The sequence below is a fragment of the Nocardia sp. BSTN01 genome, from assembly GCF_015354405.1.
Classification (GTDB): Bacteria; Actinomycetota; Actinomycetes; order Mycobacteriales; family Mycobacteriaceae; genus Nocardia.
This window is the reverse complement of record NZ_JADKYP010000003.1, coordinates 331272-349417: the sequence shown is the minus strand read 5'-3', so window position 1 is coordinate 349417 and position 18146 is coordinate 331272. Positions and strand designations below refer to the sequence as shown.

Below are 18146 nucleotides of genomic sequence, written 5' to 3'. Positions count from 1 at the left end.
GGCCCGGGAAGTAACAACTCCCGGGTAACGATCCGCCGATACCGATGATGGCTCGGTGAATCCGTAGGCTGCGGATTCATGACCATCCTCGGTATCGGCCTGGATCTGGTGACCATCTCCGATTTCGCCGAACAGCTCGAACGGGCCGGAACCACCATGCTCCGGGAGAGTTTCACCGCGGGTGAGCGGCGTTACTGTCAGAGCAAGGGCACCGATCCGGCCCGCAGTTTCGCGGCGCGGTGGGCGGCCAAGGAGGCCGTGCTCAAAGCATGGGCCACCTCCCGGTTCGCCCGCCGTCCGCAGATCGGTGACAATCCGTATCCGCTCATCGAAGTGGTGAACGACGCCTGGGGCCGGCCCAGCATCAAACTGCACGGATTGGCGGCGGAATTCCTGCCGCGGGTGCGGGTGCACCTGTCGATCACGCACGACGGCGATACGGCCGCCGCGATGGTCGTCCTCGAGGATCCGGGCGAATTGGCCGATCTGATCGAAAACCCCTGAGGCGGTACCTGCTCCGGTAGCCCGAGTCGGCCCGTCGCTCCTGCGAAGGCCGGAACCGGCGACGTCTCGCTCACACGTCGCCGGTTCCGCCCTTCGTCGGAGCGACGGAAAGTCCGGTCGGCGACGGGTACGGGTCGCGCGCGATCAGGCCGTCGTATCGCGTTGTCCGGTGCGCGATTCCTTCTCCGCGATCAACAGGTACGCGACCATGAGCCGCTTGAGTTCGGCCACGGCCGCCTCGTGGCTGAGGCCGTCCTGTACCGAGAAGTTCAGCATCGAATACACCACGTGCACCAGCACCTGCGCCATCATCGAGCGGCGCCCGCGCGGGGTGCGCGGCATCAGCGGCCGCAGCATCTGCTGGACCGCTTCGGCGAATTCCTTCTCGTGGATGGCGCCGGTGGCGCGGGTCGACGGGGTCGACTGCATGGCCAGCCACACCTCGCGCCGCGACGGATCGGTCATCCACAGTTCCGCGAGGTGGTCGACGAGCTTGTTCATGTGCCGCAGCCAGTCCATCGACGGAATTTCGCCGTGGAAGTCGGCGAGTTCCTGGGAGACGGCCACCAGATCTTGGCGATTCAATTCGCAGACGATCACGTATTTGTTGGCGAAGAACTGATACAGCGTGCCGATCGGCACCTCGGCGCGCGCGGCGACCTCCTCGCAGGTGAACGATTCGAATCCGACCTCGACCAGTAGTTCGCGCGACGATTGCAGCAGCGCATCGAATTTGCGCTTGCTGCGTTCCTGGGTGGGCCGCCGGCGCGGCATCAACTCTTGTGGGTCGTCCTGCAGCTCCAACGCCGGATCAGGACGCCGGTTCGACCTCGGTGCCGTGCGCGCTTCCACCACATCCACCAGGCTAGCGGTAGCGACACGCGGATGACACACGGTGCCGACTTCCGTACCCGCGATTCGGTCCGATTCATAACCCATCCACGCCGAATGTGGTGACGAACACATACCGAGTAGATCTACATCAGCGGGGGTGTGGCGATTGTCGATCGTTCCCGCTGCGGCGTTGAACCGCTGCTCGGCGCAGCTTCTCCGGCGCGGTTCCTGCACACGGAAGGCTTGATCTGTGGTGGTTCGACCTGTGGTGACTCTCGGAGCTTCGATCGCTCGCGACTGCGTGGACGCGGTGGCCCTGCGCGACGGAAGCGCAAAATTGACCGACCGGGTGCTCGCGCACCACATGGCCGAACTCGGCGCCGCGGCGCCGGCCGGACTGCCCGGACTGATCGAATCGCTGCTGGACGGACTCGCCGCGGAGATCGGGGCGGAGTACGAGATCGCCGGGGCGGCGGTCACCTATCGCGATGCGGCGGGCCGGCGGGCGGTCGTCACCGGATTGGCGTCCGGGCCGTGGTACGAGGCCTCGCTGGTCTCGGCCAAGTCGGCGCATCTGGCGCTGGCCCGCGCGATGACGTGGGCGAGCGAATTCGACCATCTGCTGATCTGCGAGCTGACGCCGGGATATCAAGGCTTCTCGTTGATTTCACCGCATCGCGACCGGGTGGTCGCGGCCACGGCGACCGCCGCCGGTTTCGTCTCCGAGGATTCGGTGCGGCTGGGTATCGCGGCCGCGTGGGATCAGCTGGATGCGGCGGGCGTGCGGCCCAGCGCGGTCGTCGCGATCGGTTCGGCCGCCGGGCATCCGGGAGTCGCGGCAGTGTTGTCGGCGGGCTTCAACGCGCCGGTGATCCCGTGTGCCGTCGCCACGGCGGGATCGGCGATCGGTGCGGCGCTCGTGGTGCAGCCGGAGGCTTTCGTCGCGGGGGCGGGGGAACGCGCACGGGTGTCACGCAATTCGGTCGCGGTGGTCGCCGCGGCGAGCGTGCTGGCCGGCGGTCTGACCATCGGCGGCGTGCACGAGCTCGCCGACCATCCGCGCTCGGATGCCACCACCCGCCTCGCCGACGCCCGCAACGCGCAGCCGAGCCGGGGTCCGCGCCACGCCCGCCCGGAACCCGGTCTGCCCGCAGTGGATTCGATTCCGGAATTGCCGGTCGACGGTCCCGCCGACCAGCCGTCGTCGGGGCCGCGGCATGCCGCGCCGGATCCGTCGGACGCCGATCCGGCCTCGGCCGGCTGGGGTCCGGACGGGGCGTCCTGGCTGGGCGTGCGAGGTTCGGATCCGGCGAGTGAGCCGAAGCGCCTGGCGAAGGAGGCGCCGCAGCCGGATTCGCCGGAGCCGCAGTCGAAGTCGGTGATTCCCGCTCCGACCGAACCCGTCGGCGCGCCCAACGGCTCGCTGCTGTTTCCGGGCGAGTCGGCGCCGCCGCAGCTCGGCACCGCCGAATTCAACGAGTGGTGGGACAACCACTGGCGGCTGACACTGCGGTGGATGGTCGCGATGATGCCGCAGCGCGACTGAACGCCGCGAAGCACCGACGAGGGGCCCGGGACGATCGTCCCGGACCCCTCGTCTCGTCCGTCGCGTCCGCGCTACACCGACAGGTCGCGCCGCAACTTCGCCACGTGCCCGGTCGCGCGCACGTTGTACTGCGCCACCTGGATCACACCGTGCTCGTCGACCAGGAAGGTGGAGCGAATGACGCCGGTGATGCGCTTTCCGTACATCGTCTTCTCGCCGTACGCGCCCCATTCCTGGAGCACTTCGCGCTCGGGATCGGACAGCAGCGGGAAGGTCAGCTTCTCGTTGTCCCGGAATTTCGCCAGTTTCGCGGGTTTGTCGGGCGAAATGCCGAGGACGTCGAGGCCGGCCTCGTTCAACTCGGCCAGGTTGTCGCGGAAGTCGCACGCCTGCTTGGTGCAGCCGGGCGTACTGGCGGCCGGGTAGAAGTAGACGATCACCTTGCGGCCGCGGTAGTCCGCCAGCGACACCGGCTTACCGTCGGCGTCGGGAAGCGTGAAATCCGGCGCGGAGTCGCCGGGGCCGAGTTTTTTGGTATCGGTCATGCCAGCACGGTAGCTCACCGATGTGACAACGGACGCGACATCGGCGGCGGCGGATAGACTCGACGGCCAGCGACCTACCGGAACGACAACAGGAGACAATGTGGCGAGGGATACCGAGCACATCGAGCGGGAGATCGAAGCCGCGCGCAACCGGCTCGCGGGCACACTCGACGAGCTCGCGGTGCGGGCGGACCCGCAGCGGATCGCCGACAACACCAAGAAGGCCGTGGTGGCGAAGGTGAACGAGCCGAAGGTGAAGTACAGCCTGATCGGCGCGGGTGCTCTGGTCGGCGTGCTGGTGCTGATCAAGATCTTCCGCCGCTGACGCCGCAGAAACGACGGAACCCGGTGTGACACTGTCACACCGGGTTCTTTGTCGTCTGCGGCGATTACCGCGCGGATCAGACGGTCGGGCAGGCCATACCGGTGCCGTCGGGATCCAGGTGCGGCGAATAGCCGGGCTCACCACGGAACAGCGGGGCGCGACCCGCCGCCCGGGCCTCGTCACAGTTCTTGAACGTGCCTCCCGCCGAACCCGTCTGCGTCAGCCCTGCCGAGCCGGTGGCGCCGATGGCGTCGTCGATACCGGACGATCCGGTACCGGCGGAACCGGTGGGGACGAAACCGTCGGCCAGGGCGGACGGGGCGGTGGAGACGATCGGGGCGGCGAGGGTGATCAAGCCCGCGCCGGTCACGATTAGCCTGCGAACGTTCATGTATTCCTCGATGTCAGCTGCGGTTGATACGGCGGACCGGCCGCACTCCCCGCGGTGGCAGGGCCGGAACCGCCGAGTCTACTGTTCTGATGGCGACCGCCGTTGTCAACCGCACGGCCGAGAGCCGCTTATTCACCCAGGCGGCGGCCCGTCATATGTTCCGCCGGAATATGTCCCATTCGTCCGGCCTCGAAATCGGTTACGGCGTCGATGATTTCCTGTTTGGAATTCATCACGAACGGGCCGTATTGCACGACCGGTTCCCGAATCGGCGCGCCGCCCAGCAGTAATACCTCGAATTGACCGGTGGGGCCTTCCTGGCGGTCGTCGGCGGTCAGCGCGACGGCCTCGCCGTGGCCGAGTACCGCCAGTTGTCCCTCGGTGAGGGTGCGGCCCTCGTCGCCGATGGTGCCGCTGCCGGCCAATACATAGGCCATCGCGGTGAACTCCTGCGGCCACGGCGTTTCCAGCCGCGCGCCGGGACTGATCGAGGTGTGCGCGTAGGCGATGGGCGTGTAGGTCGAGCCGGGGCCTTCGTATCCGCCGACATTGCCGGCGATGATGCGGACGAGTGCGCCGCCGTCGTGGGAGGTGACCAGTGTCAGTTCGCTCGCTCGTAGATCCTGGTAACGCGGGTCCGCCATCTTCAGCGACCGCGGCAGGTTGACCCACAGTTGCACGCCGTGGAAGACGCCACCCGAGATCACCAGTTCCTCCGCGGGAAGTTCGTCGTGCAGGATGCCCGAGCCGGCGGTCATCCACTGGGTGTCGCCCTCGGCGATCGTTCCGCCGCCGCCGTTGGAATCGTGGTGAACCATGGTTCCGTCGATCATGTACGTGACGGTTTCGAAACCGCGGTGCGGATGCCACGGGGCGCCCTTGGCCTGGTAGGGCTCGTAGGCGACCGGGCCCATGTGGTCGAGCAGGATGAACGGGTCGGCGGTGCGCACGTCGAGGCTCGGGAACGGCCGGCGCACCTCGAATCCGGCGCCCTCGAGTTGTTTGTGGGCGGTGGTCACGGTCCGGACCGGCCGCTGTCGCATGGTCTGCTCCGGGCGGGGCAGTCGCGGCAGCACCAGGATGTCGTCGACGGTGATCGCGGGCATGATGTCCTCCTAGGCCGGTTGGTGTCCATGTCAACCAATAACTCGGTAGGATCATTCCCATGGTGCGGTGGCTGGACGAACAGGAGCAACAAACCTGGTCTGCGTACATCAGGCTGCGTCAGCGGCTCGACGCCGCGATGGCCGCCGGGCTGGCCCGCGACGGACTGTCGGTCTCCGATTACGAAATCCTGGTGGCGCTGTCCGACGCGCGCGAGGGGAGCGTGCGCGCCCGCGACCTCGCCGCGCAGATCTGCTGGGACAAGAGCCGGCTGTCCAAGCATCTGGCGCGGATGGACAAGCGGGGGCTGGTGGTCCGCAGCCCGGCCGCCGACGATGCGCGCGGACGGCTGATCTGCCTCACCGACTCCGGTCGCCGGGCGCTCGAACAGGCCGCGCCCCGGCATGTCGACTTGGTGCGGCGGCTGTTCGTCGATCAGTTGACCGACGCGGAGGCGCGGGCGGTGCGATCGCTGGCGGACAAGGTGAGTGCGCGTGCCGAGCGCGAATCGGATATGCCGCCGGCGATCGGTGACGTTGCGCACGCGGATTGAGACGAACGCCGGATTGTCGTCCGAGTTTTCGGTACCGAGGCTCCGAAGTCGTCGCCGCCGGTTCGATACTCGGGTGGTTTCGTCCCGGATGCGGCATTCACCTGTCTTCGGCGCCATCCGACCGGTCGAATTGCGCCCGCTTCCAGTCGCCGAACGGTTCGTCGCGTTCACGCACCGCTTCCCGGAAGCCGACTGTGGCCGAACGCAATTGGAACGCATACCCTTCGCGCGTGTGCCGGGAGACCCCGTCGAACACGGTGCTCACCATGCCCGAGTTCGCGACGCCCTGGGCCAGCAGTGAGCTGTTGAGTGCCAATTTCGCCATGATCAGCTGATTGATCGGCATGCGCGAAATCCGTTCCAGCAGTTGCTCGGTGCGTTCGTCGAGTTCGTCCCCCGGACAGGACTCGACGGCCAGGCCCCACTCCTCGGCCTGCTTGCCGCTGAGGCAGTCACCGGTGAACAGCAACCGCTTGGCGCGCTGGTCACCGAGCCGATGCGCCCACATACCGGCCGCCGGAATGCCCCATACCCGAGTGGGGGGATAGCCGATCTTGGTGTCGTCGGCGCAGATGATCTGATCGCAGAACAGGGCGATATCGGTGCCGCCCGCGACCGCGAAGCCGTGCAGCTTGGCGACCGTCGGCTTGTTCGCGTGCAGCAGGCTGGAGAAGCCGCGGTTGAATCGGCTCATCATCTGGTAGTCGACCATGGGATCCCATGTGCCCCAAGGATTGTGGTTGCGCGCCTGCACCACCGGGTCGAGCACTGTTCCGGTCGTGGGCTGGGCCGACACGGTGGGGGACAGGCCGTTCTCCGCGAAGATCGAGAGGTCGTAGCCGCCGCAGAATCCCTTGCCGCGCCCCGAGACGACCATCACGTGCACGCGCGGATCCAGATCGGCGCGTTCGACCGCGTGGGCGAGTTCGATCGGAGTATCGGCGGTGATGGCATTGCCGTGCTCGGGACGGTCGAACGTGATGCGGGCGATGCGGCCGGTCACTTCGTAGGTGAGGGTGCGGTAGGCCGGGCCCTGCTCCGGTTCCGGACGGTCGGCGAACAGCGAGTCCTCGCCGCTGGTCAGGTCCTCGCGCCAGGCCGCGGGGCGGGTGCCGGAGTGGTGCGCGTCGTCGGTCACCCAAGAAGTGAACTCCAGTTCACTTCTTGCTGTCAAGGGTGGTGCGCGGCGGGTTTCCCTCGTCGGCGAGCCAGGGCGTCACCGGCGGCTTGATCCACAGAATCTTCTCGTCCGTGTGATCGCGTTGTGCGGCAGGATGATTCGGGTTGCGCGTGGCCCATGCGTCCTTCTCGTCGAGCAGCTGAGCGACCTGCGTCCAGGTCTCGTCGGTACTCGGCGGGTTGGTGCCGGCTGCGCGCGCGAGTTTCCGGCGAGTGGCCGCCGGGACGGTCGCGAGTTCGGCGCCGGAGACCCCGCGCTGCCACAGATAAGCCGCGAGCCGTCGCGCCTTCTCGGCGCGGCCCTTACTGGCGTGGTCGGTATGTGCGTAGTCGGCCATATCGGTTCCCGATCGCGAACGGATGCCGTCGAGCCTAACCGCGGACCCGCCGAGCGGAACTAGAGGATCCACTCCGGTTGATAGTCCGCATGGTCGGCCCAGCACAGCGCGACGCACCGCAACAACCGATCCTCCCGGCCGCCCCCGTCCGGCAGCTGTGCCAGCGTGACGATGAGCCGCTTGGCCAGCACCTCCCGCCACGCCCGCCGTTCTCCGTCGACGGCCCGCGCCGTATGTTCGTCCTCGCGCAACCGCGCATCGATGAACTCGATAATGCTCCCCACGGTTGTTTGGACGCCACGAGCCGGTCACCGGTTCCGTGGTCTGCCGGACTCGGCTACGGCACAGCTCCGCCCGCCGACCTGTCGGTTCCCCGGAAGAATTCGCGGATGTCCCGGAGTGTCGGCGACTCATCCAGAATGTCGGAGAGGTCGGGTTGGTCGTCCAGGTCGGCCGCGACCGACGCCGCGGCCGCCTCGCTCTGCCTGCGAGCCCGGCGGGCAGCCTCCTGTGTCGCCTCCACGATGGTGCGGACGAGTTCCGCCGCCGGCTTGCGCAGCGCGGCGGCCGACAGCGACAGATCGGTGAGTTCGCCGCCGGCGTCGACGGTCGCTGTGACCGAGCGGTCGGCGGAATCGGCTTGCACGCGAACGTTTTCCAGCTGCTGATTGATCTCCGCGAACCGGGAGTGCTGTTGCTCGTAGGAGTCGAGCAACCGCTCGACCTGGTTGCGCAGTCCGCTGTTGGCCGACCGCAGGGCCTCCCGCCGCCACCGATCCATATCGGTCTCCTCTCGCCGGCCGAACCGGGAGAGGCGATTGTCCTCCACCCTGCGTGACAGGCCGGACGCTGCTTTCTCGGTGGTGGGAGGATCGGTGGATCGTTCTTCGATAGAGAGATTGTCTTCTATCGAAGATGCACGTTTATGCGTGCACTAACACGGAGTCCCATGCGTTTGGTGTCGAGTGGCCGCCACCATGCCACATTCGAATTCGGTGGCCTGCAGGTGAACATCGACTCACCCGGCATCGCCCGCGTAACCCCCGTCGGCGCCGGTTATGCACTGGAATACCTGGCACCACCGAACTGGGATTGCGCGCTCGAGGGCGCGCAGCTCGGCGGCCCGTTCGGCGATTCGGTGGACCGCACTGTCTCGATCTACCCAGCGGAATCGCAGCTCGCGCCCGGGTCCGGCCTGCCCGAGAAGCGGCAGGCAGGTCTGTGTGGCAACGCCGACGATGGGGTAGCCCGCGGTCAGGCTTCGGTACCGGCCCAGGACGATGAGTTCGTCCGCGTGCAGGATCTCCAACGCCCCGATGGGAACTCCGTGCGACACGATCTCGGCGGTGTCGTGCGGGTGGCGTACTGGTCCGGTGAGGCGAAGCCCGACGTGATCGGAGCTGGGGCTGACGATATAGGCCGATGTCTCGATCAACTCGCGAATGCCGGGGATACTCCTGATCCCCGCAGTTTCGAGCACCTCGATGTCCCACGGCCCGGCCGTCAGCCGCAGGGCAGGCACGGGTAGTCGAAACAGCGGCGATCCTGTAAGTGCACGGCCGAACCCGTGGAATGCGGTGTCGAGTTCGATGCGAGATCCGCTGGTGACGGTCTGGCCGAACCCCATCCGTGCATCGGGGGCCGTGCTGCCCAGCAGAGTGTCGGCACCGGCCGCACGGGCATCGACCCGGCCGAGGTCGAGGACGTCATCTGGGGCTGCGTCGGACGGGTCGGCGAGCAGATCTACGACATCGCCCGTACGTCCGTGCCCGCGGCCGGCTGGCCGCAGACGGTGACTGGCGTAACGGTCGACGCCACTGCGGCTCATCGCGGCATCTTCGCCGCCGCCGGACTCGTTGCTGGCCAGTACCGCCCAAATTAGAAGTCTTCGGACTCACCGGGCGATTCAGAATGGCAAATCGGCGCCTGAGCGGATTAGGTGATCGTTGTATCGTTGGGGTGTTCCTGTCGTGAGGTCACCGGTGTGGCGCTGTGTCCCTGGGGATAGTCGCGATCTGAGGGATCGAAGTGACGATGGTTGAGGACGACCTGCTGGGTACACGCCGTGATGTGGTTCCGATGGTGGCCGCGGAACTGCGGGTGGCGGGGTTCGTCGATGCGGACGAGGTCGGGCGTGGCGGGTTCGGCGTGGTCTTCCGGTGCAGGCAGCCCGATCTGGATCGTGTGGTTGCGGTGAAGGTGCTCACCGGGGAGCTCGACGAGGAGAATCGGCAGCGGTTCCTGCGTGAGCAGCGGGCAATGGGCCGGCTGACCGGGCATCCGAATATCGTGAACGTGCTGCAGGTTGGTGTCACCGAAGCCGGTCGGCCCTATTTGGTGATGCAGTATCACCCTCAGGATTCGCTCGATGCACGAATCCGCCGCCATGGTCCACTCACCGTCGAGGAGGTTCTGCGGCTGGGGCTGAAGATCGCTGGCGCGCTCGACGCCGCGCACCGGCTCGGCATCCTGCATCGAGATGTCAAACCGGCGAACATTCTGCTCACGGACTACGGTGAGCCGGCACTGGCCGATTTCGGAATCGCACACATTGCCGGTGGTTTCACCACTGCCACGGGCACGATCACCGGGTCGCCTGCGTTTACCGCGCCGGAGGTGCTGTCCGGGGATCCGCCTACGCCGGCTGCGGACGTGTATGGGCTGGGTGCGACGCTGTTTTGTGCGTTGACCGGGCATGCGGCGTTCGAACGCGGCAGTGGTGAGCAACTGGTGGCGCAGTTCTTGCGGATCACGAGTCAGCCGGTCCCGGATCTGCGCGAGAGCGGCATCGACGATGTCGTGTGCACCGTGGTTGAGCGTGCGATGTCGCGGGATCCGCGCGAGCGGCCGTCGGCGGCGGAGTTCGGCGAGGAACTACAACGGCTTCAATCTCAGTGCGGGTGTGCGGTCGATGAGATGGCACTGCGTGCCGAACCGTATGTTCAGCGGCGCGAGGGCACTGTTGCGGCGCCGGTCCCGCTGACCACCGGTCCCTTGCCGGTGCACCGCCAGCCTCCCATAGCGGCTGGCATGTCGCCTGGTGGGAAGGGGGATATTCCGCTGGAGCTGACCAGCTTCGTCGGCCGGCGAACCGAGGTTGCCGCGGTTCGGGCACTGCTGTCGAGCTCGCGATTGGTCATGTTGACTGGAATCGGTGGTGTGGGCAAGACCCGGTTGGCGTTGCGGGTCGCTGCGGGTTCGCGGCGGGCGTTCGCCGATGGGGTTTGGCTGGTTGCGTTGGGGGAGCTGCGTGAGGGATCCCTGGTGGCCGAGATGGTGGCGGGGGCTTTGGGAGTGCATGCGCGTCCGGGGCAGACTGTGCCCCAGGCATTGACCGAGTTCCTTGCATCGCGAGAGCTGCTGCTCGTACTCGATAACTGCGAACAGGTCATCGACGCGGTCGCTGGCCTGTCCGAGATGTTACTGCGCGCGTGCGGGGGACTGCGAATCCTCGCTACGAGCCGTGAAGCGCTCGGCATCGCCGGGGAAGCAGTGCTGCAGGTGCCGCCGCTGACGGCTTCAGGCCCAGGACACGAGCTGTCACTTCAAGGGGTGTCCAGCTACGACGCCGTCACGCTGTTTGCCGATCGTGCGACGGCGTCTGTGCCGGGGTTCGAGCTCACCGAGGACAATGCGGACACGGTAGGTGCGATCTGCCGGCGTCTCGACGGGTTGCCGCTGGCGATCGAACTGGCCGCGGCGCGTCTGCGGGCGATGTCGCCGCAACAGATCCTGCAGCGGCTGGCCGACCGCTATGAGCTGCTCACTCGCGGCAGCCGGACCGCGCCGACCCGGCAGCAAACCCTGCGGTGGTGCATCGATTGGAGCTACCACCTGTGTACACCCACCGAACAGCTTGTGTGGGCCAGGCTGGCGGTATTCGCAGGGAGCGTTGAACTCGACGCCGCCGAACAGGTGTGCCGGTGCGACATCGCCCCGGGGGACCTGCTCGACGTGCTGACCGCCCTGGTAGAGAAGTCCGTTCTCATCCGAGAGGAGTCCGGTTCCGGGGTGCGGTTTCGAATGCTCGAAACGGTGCGCGAATACGGCCGGGACAAGCTCGAGCAGTACAGCGAGTACACAGATCTGCGTCGCCGGCACCGAGACTGGTACCTACACCTGGCCCGCGACGCCTACGACGGATGGATCAGTTCCCGGCAGCTCGACTGGATCGCGCGCCTGGACCGCGAACAGGCGAATCTTCGGGAGGCGTTGGAATCCTGTCAGAGCCACGACACCGCACCGTCCGACACCGCGTTGTCGTTCACGGCAGCCCTGACCCCGTTCTGGCTTGCCCGAGGCCAGATCAGCGAGGGAAAACTCTGGCTCGATCGCGCCCTCGCCAGCGGTTCGGGAAACCTGACAGCGCTGCGGGCCACGGCCCTGCGCTGGGATTGCCTGCTGACCGAAATATTGGGCGACCGGTCGGGAGCAGCCGCCCTGGCCGCGGAAGCACAAGCCCTCGCCGACAAGACCCATAACCCCGTTATCGAGGCATTCGCGGCCTCGGCCGACGGTCTCTGTACGCTCTTCGGCGGCGACCACGCGCGCGCGTGTGCTCGTCTGGAAGCAGCCTTGACGATGTTCAGCGGGAAAGCCGACCTCGTGATGGAGGTTTCGATGCTTCTCCCGCTCGGATGGGCATACGAACTGGCCGGAGAATTCCAGCGCGCCCACGACGCCCAGGAAAAGCTGCTTGCGATCGCCGAATCACACCGCGAATCGGTATATCAGTCGTACGCCCTGTGGTCGATGGCGTTCGGGGCGTGGCGCCAAGGTGATCACGACCGTGCGTTGCGACAGCTGAGCCGGGGGATCCGATTGGCTGGACAAAGGCAGGACCCGCTGGTGGCGGCGATCTGCCTGGAAATAATGGCGTGGATTGCCCACGATAAGGACGACGCCCGGCGATCCACAGTACTGATGGGGGCCGCGGAAATACTGGTACGACTGTCGGCCAGCTCCTCGGTGCTGTACCCCGACCTCGTCGTTTATCACGAGGAACACCAGCGAGCGGCACGTCGGGTACTCGGCCGACGATCGTTCGAGGCAGCGTACCGCGAAGGCGCGTCACTGGACCTCGACGCGGCTATCGCCTACGCATTGAGGGAACAACCCAAGCCGGTGGTCCGTGCTCCCGGCCAGTCGGCGCAACTGACCAAGAGGGAACACGAGGTCGCCGCCCTCGTGGCCGACGGGCTGACCAATAGGGAAATCGCGGCCCGTCTGGTGATCTCGCAGCGGACCGCGCAGGGGCATGTCGAGCACATCCTGACCAAACTCGGATTCACTTCCCGGGCGCAGATCGCGGCCTGGGCCGTTGAACAACGCCGACCTGAGGCTGGGGAGCCCTGACTCGGCGGCGACCCAGTACCCTCGGTCGATCCACTCGGCCAGATGAGGGTGCCTCGGCCCGAAACCGTGGTACCTGCACCGTAACCGGTAAAGATGCCTGTGTCGCCCGGCAGCACAAGCAGCCACTCCCGGATCGGTCCGACGATGGTCGGGAGGCCGGCCCGGGCGGTGATTTCCCACAGCATCGCTGCGCTGGCGTGCTCGGTGCTGCGCAATGCCATTGCGCTGCGGTCGCTGGTCGGCAGGATCGTATATTCGGATCGCGGCCCCCAAGCCGATTTCGCTCCCGGAAGTTCTGTAAACTCTTGTCAGACAACGGACTACGCGGCTCGATGGGGCGGGGGGCGCGTGCGCGGACAACGCCGCCATGGAATCGTGGTTCACGATCCTGCTGGATGCGGTGATGCTGGCCACCGTGCGGGACTGGGTCAGGCTCGCCGCCGAGTATCGGGACGAGGATCTGTCGAAGGGCGCCTTGTCCGGCACTGCGAGCCTGGTTTGCGATCGCCGTGTGCGGGCTGGAAATAGGTACTTGCCCGGGAGGACTACCGATGTGTCGGTGCATGCCCAGTGTCAGGCTTCACCTCACACATTGCCGACGCGACCAGCGCAGGACTCCTTATGGACCCTCACACACCACACCAGCCCCCATGGTCCGTCGGTGACGTCACGGGACGGCGTGAGGGCGAGGCGTTGATGATCCGGGCTTGTCTCGAGTGCGGGCTGCGGCTGGCTTCGGTGATCACCATTCAAACGGAATCTGATGGATGCGGTGTCCTGAGGGTGGCGGATGTACTCGGATTCCTCGGCCGTCCACACGTAATGAATCCTCGAGTGCCGGTTCCTCGGCGCTCATCATCGTCTGGATGAACGAGGCAAGCATCTCCCGCAGCAGGTCCGGGCTTGCCGCCCCGAGTTGATCGGCCTACGACTTTCGGGGGCGATAGCCGTGGACGTATGGGGACCAGGTGCACGGCTGAGGCCCGCACCAGTCGGTGAACCGGGTGCCGGCCTTTACGGAACTTCCGCCGGCCATCCCACCGCGAGGGCGACGAGCTCCAGACCAGCAGAGACGCACCCGCAAGGAAGCGTGGTTTCAGTGGTTTCGTCGTATCGAAACGCCGTCCAACTGCGGGTTTGTCGTTCGTCGCAATGCAGAGGAACAGTCCGACGCTGCTCGGCACCGATGTCGTCGACCAGATCGTGGCCCTCGAACAGCTCCCCGGCAACGAGTTGCAGGTGCATGGCAGCGGGCAGTTGGTCAAGACTGTCCTGGCACATGGTCTCGTCGACGAACATCAGTTCCTGATCTACCCGGTCGTTTTGAATCAGGGCAGGCGGCTGCTCGACGGGCTCTCCGCTCCTGCCGCCTTCCGGCTCACCGAGTCCCGGATGACCAGCAGTGGCGTGCTGGCCGCGACATACCTGCGTGTCGGCCGGCCCACCTACGTTTCATCTGCGGTGGCACCTGAACCCGAACAGCATCGACTCTTGCGCTAGTCGCTCCCGCCGAAGGTCGGTGCCGTTCGTGGGCGCGGCACTGACCGTTGACTACCACGGTGGCTGCTGTCGGGCATCGTGTCCCCGTCAGCCGCAGCTCGGTCTGTCGCCTATCCGTGCCGCGACTCCATGTGGGAACCGAGGTGGGTGAGTAGTTCGGCGATGAGCGTCTGGCATTCGTCGGTACTTGCTGCCGTGCCGTAGACGATGTGGTCGGGGCGGGCGATGACGATCGTTCGGTTCAGGTCCGTCAACCAGGAGGTCAGGAGGTTGTCCGCTTCGATGACGGTGCACGGCTCTTCGGTGGGGACCGAATTGCGAGGGAGTAGTCGAATTACCGAGCCATCGAGTGGCGCAATCGATTTCGTCAATGCGGCGATGTCGTCGGGGTTCACTTCCGCGCTGGTGATTACACGGAAACCACATCCACTCTGCTCGTCGAGCAAGACGGAGCCGCCTCCTGGGACCAGTACCCGCGGCTGCGGGAGAATCTGACCTGCGCCAGCAGTGTGTGTCGCGATCAGGCCGTCGGCCAGCGGTGGGAGGAAGGTCGATCGGTACGTGACTGGTACTGCGGTGTCGTCTGCGCCGCGGAGCTCGATGTCTCGTGCGCGGGCTTTGTTGAAGTCTCGTTCGCAGATGACCCGGCCGAGGTCGATGGTGTGGCCGGTGGTGGCGATGACATGCGGCCGGCGCTCGAGCTGGTAGCTGTCGAGTAAGTCCGGCACGGCCGTCGGAGCCATGAGGGCGTGCCGCAGTTTCCATGCCAGATTTTGCGCGTCGCGCATGCCCTGTGCCATTCCCTGGGCCATGAAAGGCGGCGTCATGTGCGCCGCATCACCGGCGAGAAGTATTCTGCCGCTTCGCCATTGGTCGGCGACGAGACCGTGGAACGTGTAGGCGGCCGAGCGCCACAATTCGGCGTCGCCGGGCTTGATCCAGCGCTCAAGAAATGGCCATGCCTCAGCGTCGGTGACCGCTCCGGGCACGAGCTCACCGGGATTCAGCATGATCTCCCAGCGGCGATGGTGCCCAGCAAGGACGACGAACGTGGACGGGCGCTCGGGCTCACAATATTGGACTTGTGTCGCGGGCAGCCGTGACAGTGCCTCGTCGCCGACGATCGCGTCGACGACGAGGAAGTCTTCGTGAAACTCGAGGTCGGTCAAGGTGATTCCGAGAGCTTGACGAACCGGACTGGACCCGCCGTCACAGCCGACGAGATAGCGTCCGGTGACCCGCTCGATAGTTGTCGTGTCGGCCCGCTGTACATCGACCCACGCGTGTTCTTCGTCCTGTCCGATGCGGGAGACGGTACATCCCAGCGAGACCGTGACCGATGGCAGAGCGGCGACCCGTTCGCGCAGGAGATTCTCGAAGGCCGGCTGGTCGAAGGCGTACATCGGATCCCAGCCGAGTCGATGCGGTGGAGGCGGTGAGTCCAGCCGTTTGATGACCTGACCGTCGACCCCGTGGTATTCGCTGGCACGGTAGGGCACGACATGCCGCTGCAAAGCCTCGGCGATCTGCAACTCTTGCGCAATTCGCATGACCTCGTGGTCCATGCCCGCCGCACGCGGTAGTGGGTAGAGTCCCGGCAGTTTGTCGAATACCGCCGTACGAATGCCGTGCTGGCCGAGCAGGCCAGCCAGGGCGGCGCCGGTGGGTCCCATGCCCACGATGAGAACGTCTGCGTCGTAATCTCTTCCGGCTTGCGCCGGTCGGGTGCGTTCGGGTTCGGTCATGACTGTTCGCCGAACTGCCGCCGCTGCCATTCCTCGACGGTGGCGAAGGTCGGATCCAGTCGGCAGACCCGTTCGGTTTCCGCCCAGATCTGCGCGTCGGCAACGCTGAGGTCGAGGGGATCGGCATGCGGCTGCGTCACATACCAGGGTGTATCGAGATAGACCTCGACAGTGTTGTCCTCGACATCGGAGAAGTAGATCGACAGCGCGTTTCCATGATTGAGGCCGCGCAGTTTGCCGGCCCCGGCAGATTCGGCTCTCGACCATGCCTCCCGGAGGTCATCGATGGTCGCGACCTTGAAGGACAGCTGCATCACGGTGCTCGGGGCATCCAGACCGCGTCCGGAGGCAAGCGCCAACTGATGATGCTGCGCGGGATTCCCCGAGAGAAACGCAATCGTAAACGGCATCGTGTGCCCCTCGCCGCGGTCGGTCTCGACCATGCCGAATACGGAGGTGTAGAAGTCGACCATCACATCGAGGTTGCGGCAGAACACGCCGAAATGAGAGAGGGTAGGCCGATAGGCCGATTCGTTGGAGGGCACGAGCAGACTCTTTCGTCGAGGGCAGTTCAGTGGGTCAGCGCTGTCCGTCGTGGACTGAGACATCGTCCTTGGACAGTCCACCCAGTCGCGCGTGGATGCGGCCGCCATCGCACATGGCGAGAGCGAACAGGATCTCGTCCGGACGTGGTGCGTCCTGGATGCCGACCTCGACCACGTTGTAGTGACTACGCACATAGGCTGCGTGGACGTAGTGCAATGGGACCATCAGCCGATACCCGGTGGCGGCCACCGCCTTTGCCGAGGGGACGATCGCCTTGGGGTTGCCGAGGGACTCACGCATTGCCCAGCCGCCTGCTTCATGCCACACGGCGCCGTGTTCGAGCTCGCCGTTCACTCCGACGATGCTGGCCTTGCCGTACGCCTCGACATTGTCCGCGCCGCCCAGGCCATCGATCAGTTCTTCGGCCAGGGACATGCCGAGCGGGCGCAAGGCGGTCATGAAGCCGGTCAAGTCCTCGACGTAACGCCCCGCGAAAGGGTTTGCCACAACCGCTGATGCGGTAGCGAGCCGGACTGGGCGCTGTGGTGCGGGACCGAATTCATGGAAGACGGTTTCGATGGAGAGTGCTCGTTTGCGGACCCGAACCAGTTCGGGGTCTTCTGCGGAGGTCACTTCTGCGCCTCGATGGGGTTGCGCAGGATGCCGATAGCTTCGATCTCCACCTCGACGACGTCGCCGGGCTTCATGTAGCGCTGTGGTTTGCGGGAGAAGCCGACGCCCGAGGGCGTGCCGGTGATGATGACATCGCCGGGAGCCAGGGTGAAGATCGTGGAGGCGTAGTTGATCAGTTGGGGAATACCGAAGATCATCTGACCGGTATTGCCGGTCTGTACCACTTCGTCGTTGAGGCGGGTCTCGAGCTTCAGTTCCCGGCCCGGCTCGATTTCGTCGGCAGTCACCATCCAGGGCCCGAAGCCGCCGGTCGACTCGAAGTTCTTGCCCGCGGCGATTTGCTTGGCATGGAACTGGAACTCGCGCACCGACGCATCGTTGTAGATGCTGTAGCCGGCGACGTGCTCCCATGCGGATTCCACCGGAATATCGCGGCCGCCGGGCCCGATGATGACCGCTAGTTCCCCTTCCCAATCCAGGGTCTCGGAGACGTTAGGTCGGATGATCGCGCCCTCGTGCGCGACCTGCGAGCGCCATACGCGCAGGAAGATCGGCGGGAAGTCGGACAGCTCCCGCTTGAGTCCGGACGCGAGCGCTTCCTGATGGTGGTCCATGTAGTTGCGCACCGAGGCGACGATCTTCTCCGGCCGGGGAATGACCGGAAGGTAGGTGACCTCGGCGAGCGGTATCGGATTCCCTTGCGCGACAAGCGCTTCACGCTCGGCATAGGAGTCTCCGGCGATGAACTCGGCGAGCGTCGGGGAGCCGCTGGGCCCGGACAGATCGATGACATCGTCGTCGACGACCGCGCCGAACGATTCGCGGTCCGCATGGCGGAATGACATGAGTTTCATCTGGTCACCTTGTCGTGGGGAACATCTGGCGGCGGGAGGCGTGAGCCCCATCGTCTCTGCCGGACCGAGCTTAGTCACATTTCATGCACAAAACAAGGTTCGTGCATTTTTGCTTGCCTCAGTGGGTGTCTGTGTGGTTCGCTGCTGACATCAGAAACATGGAGAAATTCTGTGTTGATGCAGGAAAGGATCAC

General features: G+C 65.8%; 19 protein-coding genes and 1 pseudogene. 7 read left to right on the top strand and 13 right to left on the bottom strand.

What is annotated here, in order from left to right:
* Positions 1-78 precede the first annotated feature (78 nt).
* The gene (locus tag IRT45_RS05025) at positions 79-504 is read left to right on the top strand and encodes a holo-ACP synthase (RefSeq protein ID WP_030517926.1); all 426 of its coding nucleotides are present in this window, start codon (positions 79-81) and stop codon (positions 502-504) included.
* 144 nt (positions 505-648) lie between these two features.
* Here IRT45_RS05025 and IRT45_RS05020 read toward each other — a convergent pair whose 3' ends face one another.
* Positions 649-1278: a TetR/AcrR family transcriptional regulator gene (locus tag IRT45_RS05020; protein ID WP_228533674.1), complete on the bottom strand. Its 630-nt coding sequence runs from the start codon at positions 1276-1278 to the stop codon at positions 649-651.
* A 328-nt stretch (positions 1279-1606) separates the two neighbouring features.
* Here IRT45_RS05020 and IRT45_RS05015 point away from each other — a divergent pair, with 328 nt between their 5' ends.
* On the top strand, positions 1607-2884 hold the full coding sequence (locus IRT45_RS05015) for a hypothetical protein (protein ID WP_194804674.1): 1278 nt from the start codon (positions 1607-1609) through the stop codon (positions 2882-2884).
* Positions 2885-2955: 71 nt separating this feature from the next.
* Here the strand turns inward: IRT45_RS05015 and bcp are convergent, their stop codons facing one another.
* The gene (bcp, locus tag IRT45_RS05010; protein ID WP_194804673.1) at positions 2956-3429 is read right to left on the bottom strand and encodes a thioredoxin-dependent thiol peroxidase; all 474 of its coding nucleotides are present in this window, start codon (positions 3427-3429) and stop codon (positions 2956-2958) included.
* A gap of 100 nt (positions 3430-3529) precedes the next feature.
* On the opposite strand from bcp, the gene IRT45_RS05005 reads away from it, so the two are divergent.
* On the top strand, positions 3530-3754 hold the full coding sequence (locus IRT45_RS05005; RefSeq protein WP_036498967.1) for a DUF3618 domain-containing protein: 225 nt from the start codon (positions 3530-3532) through the stop codon (positions 3752-3754).
* Positions 3755-3830: 76 nt separating this feature from the next.
* Here the strand turns inward: IRT45_RS05005 and IRT45_RS05000 are convergent, their stop codons facing one another.
* Both IRT45_RS05000 and IRT45_RS04995 read right to left on the bottom strand, forming a co-directional pair.
* Entirely contained in the window at positions 3831-4145 is a 315-nt protein-coding gene (locus IRT45_RS05000) for an excalibur calcium-binding domain-containing protein (protein ID WP_194804672.1), read from the bottom strand.
* A gap of 128 nt (positions 4146-4273) precedes the next feature.
* On the bottom strand, positions 4274-5251 hold the full coding sequence (locus tag IRT45_RS04995) for a pirin family protein (RefSeq protein WP_194804671.1): 978 nt from the start codon (positions 5249-5251) through the stop codon (positions 4274-4276).
* Between the two features lie 59 nt (positions 5252-5310).
* On the opposite strand from IRT45_RS04995, the gene IRT45_RS04990 reads away from it, so the two are divergent.
* The gene (locus IRT45_RS04990) at positions 5311-5802 is read left to right on the top strand and encodes a MarR family winged helix-turn-helix transcriptional regulator (RefSeq protein ID WP_194804670.1); all 492 of its coding nucleotides are present in this window, start codon (positions 5311-5313) and stop codon (positions 5800-5802) included.
* 97 nt (positions 5803-5899) lie between these two features.
* Here IRT45_RS04990 and IRT45_RS04985 read toward each other — a convergent pair whose 3' ends face one another.
* From IRT45_RS04985 to IRT45_RS04965, 5 genes are all read right to left on the bottom strand, one after another.
* A complete protein-coding gene (locus tag IRT45_RS04985; protein WP_194804669.1) occupies positions 5900-6940 on the bottom strand; it encodes a crotonase/enoyl-CoA hydratase family protein in 1041 nt (346 codons plus the stop codon).
* Positions 6941-6959: 19 nt separating this feature from the next.
* The gene (locus IRT45_RS04980) at positions 6960-7319 is read right to left on the bottom strand and encodes a hypothetical protein (RefSeq protein ID WP_194804668.1); all 360 of its coding nucleotides are present in this window, start codon (positions 7317-7319) and stop codon (positions 6960-6962) included.
* Between the two features lie 59 nt (positions 7320-7378).
* Positions 7379-7603, bottom strand: coding sequence for a DUF6221 family protein (locus IRT45_RS04975; protein WP_194804667.1), 225 nt, complete (start codon positions 7601-7603; stop codon positions 7379-7381).
* A 53-nt stretch (positions 7604-7656) separates the two neighbouring features.
* A complete protein-coding gene (locus IRT45_RS04970; protein ID WP_194804666.1) occupies positions 7657-8100 on the bottom strand; it encodes a YbaB/EbfC family nucleoid-associated protein in 444 nt (147 codons plus the stop codon).
* Between the two features lie 237 nt (positions 8101-8337).
* Positions 8338-8973, bottom strand: coding sequence for a hypothetical protein (locus IRT45_RS04965; RefSeq protein WP_228533668.1), 636 nt, complete (start codon positions 8971-8973; stop codon positions 8338-8340).
* On the opposite strand from IRT45_RS04965, the pseudogene IRT45_RS36645 reads away from it, so the two are divergent.
* From IRT45_RS36645 to IRT45_RS04955, 3 genes and pseudogenes are all read left to right on the top strand, one after another.
* Positions 8932-9189, top strand: a pseudogene (locus tag IRT45_RS36645) (hypothetical protein); the annotation flags it as partial. The gene IRT45_RS04965 and the pseudogene IRT45_RS36645 overlap by 42 nt on opposite strands.
* A 164-nt stretch (positions 9190-9353) precedes the next feature.
* A complete protein-coding gene (locus IRT45_RS04960; RefSeq protein ID WP_194804718.1) occupies positions 9354-12674 on the top strand; it encodes a protein kinase in 3321 nt (1106 codons plus the stop codon).
* A gap of 1152 nt (positions 12675-13826) precedes the next feature.
* A complete protein-coding gene (locus IRT45_RS04955; RefSeq protein WP_194804664.1) occupies positions 13827-14174 on the top strand; it encodes a dihydrofolate reductase family protein in 348 nt (115 codons plus the stop codon).
* A gap of 110 nt (positions 14175-14284) precedes the next feature.
* On the opposite strand, the gene IRT45_RS04950 is transcribed toward IRT45_RS04955, so the two are convergent.
* The 4 genes from IRT45_RS04950 to IRT45_RS04935 are packed head-to-tail and all read right to left on the bottom strand — an operon-like array spanning position 14285 to position 18030.
* Positions 14285-15919, bottom strand: coding sequence for a bifunctional 3-(3-hydroxy-phenyl)propionate/3-hydroxycinnamic acid hydroxylase (locus IRT45_RS04950; protein ID WP_194804663.1), 1635 nt, complete (start codon positions 15917-15919; stop codon positions 14285-14287).
* On the bottom strand, positions 15916-16464 hold the full coding sequence (locus IRT45_RS04945; protein ID WP_309240800.1) for a VOC family protein: 549 nt from the start codon (positions 16462-16464) through the stop codon (positions 15916-15918). Before IRT45_RS04945 ends, IRT45_RS04950 begins: the two co-directional genes overlap by 4 nt.
* Before the next feature lie 34 nt (positions 16465-16498).
* Positions 16499-17098, bottom strand: coding sequence for an amino acid synthesis family protein (locus IRT45_RS04940; protein WP_309240799.1), 600 nt, complete (start codon positions 17096-17098; stop codon positions 16499-16501).
* Positions 17095-18030, bottom strand: coding sequence for a fumarylacetoacetate hydrolase family protein (locus tag IRT45_RS04935; protein ID WP_309240798.1), 936 nt, complete (start codon positions 18028-18030; stop codon positions 17095-17097). The genes IRT45_RS04940 and IRT45_RS04935 overlap by 4 nt, the downstream gene beginning before the upstream one ends.
* Between the last annotated feature and the right edge of the window lie 116 nt (positions 18031-18146).